Origin of the sequence: Shewanella intestini, assembly GCF_018221465.1 — a bacterium.
Lineage (GTDB): Bacteria > Pseudomonadota > Gammaproteobacteria > Enterobacterales > Shewanellaceae > Shewanella > Shewanella intestini.
Genome location: NZ_JAAIKR010000055.1, coordinates 1 through 849 on the forward strand (window position 1 = coordinate 1; position 849 = coordinate 849).

At 54.1% G+C, this 849-nt stretch carries 2 protein-coding genes; both read left to right on the forward strand.

Annotation, left to right across the window (positions count from 1 at the left end; all coding sequences use genetic code 11):
* Positions 1-15 precede the first annotated feature (15 nt).
* Entirely contained in the window at positions 16-720 is a 705-nt protein-coding gene (locus tag G3R48_RS17115; protein ID WP_001067855.1) for an IS6-like element IS26 family transposase, read from the forward strand.
* A 60-nt stretch (positions 721-780) separates the two neighbouring features.
* Positions 781-849 (forward strand): DUF3330 domain-containing protein (locus G3R48_RS17120; protein ID WP_425516760.1); only part of this gene is annotated, 69 nt, incomplete at its 3' end.

The window sequence follows — 849 nt, forward strand, 5'->3', positions numbered from 1 at the left end:
CTGATGGAGCTGCACATGAACCCATTCAAAGGCCGGCATTTTCAGCGTGACATCATTCTGTGGGCCGTACGCTGGTACTGCAAATACGGCATCAGTTACCGTGAGCTGCAGGAGATGCTGGCTGAACGCGGAGTGAATGTCGATCACTCCACGATTTACCGCTGGGTTCAGCGTTATGCGCCTGAAATGGAAAAACGGCTGCGCTGGTACTGGCGTAACCCTTCCGATCTTTGCCCGTGGCACATGGATGAAACCTACGTGAAGGTCAATGGCCGCTGGGCGTATCTGTACCGGGCCGTCGACAGCCGGGGCCGCACTGTCGATTTTTATCTCTCCTCCCGTCGTAACAGCAAAGCTGCATACCGGTTTCTGGGTAAAATCCTCAACAACGTGAAGAAGTGGCAGATCCCGCGATTCATCAACACGGATAAAGCGCCCGCCTATGGTCGCGCGCTTGCTCTGCTCAAACGCGAAGGCCGGTGCCCGTCTGACGTTGAACACCGACAGATTAAGTACCGGAACAACGTGATTGAATGCGATCATGGCAAACTGAAACGGATAATCGGCGCCACGCTGGGATTTAAATCCATGAAGACGGCTTACGCCACCATCAAAGGTATTGAGGTGATGCGTGCACTACGCAAAGGCCAGGCCTCAGCATTTTATTATGGTGATCCCCTGGGCGAAATGCGCCTGGTAAGCAGAGTTTTTGAAATGTAAGGCCTTTGAATAAGACAAAAGGCTGCCTCATCGCTAACTTTGCAACAGTGCCCCGAGTACGTGGAGCATTTCTGCGGGCTGGAGTGCTATCAGCGCTTCCAGGCGCGGGCCAGCACTGCGACCGAAACC

Coding starts and splice junctions, on each gene's coding strand:
- G3R48_RS17115 (WP_001067855.1), top strand. CDS start 16: ATGAACCCATTCAAAGGCCGGCATTTTCAGCGTGACATCATTCTGTGG.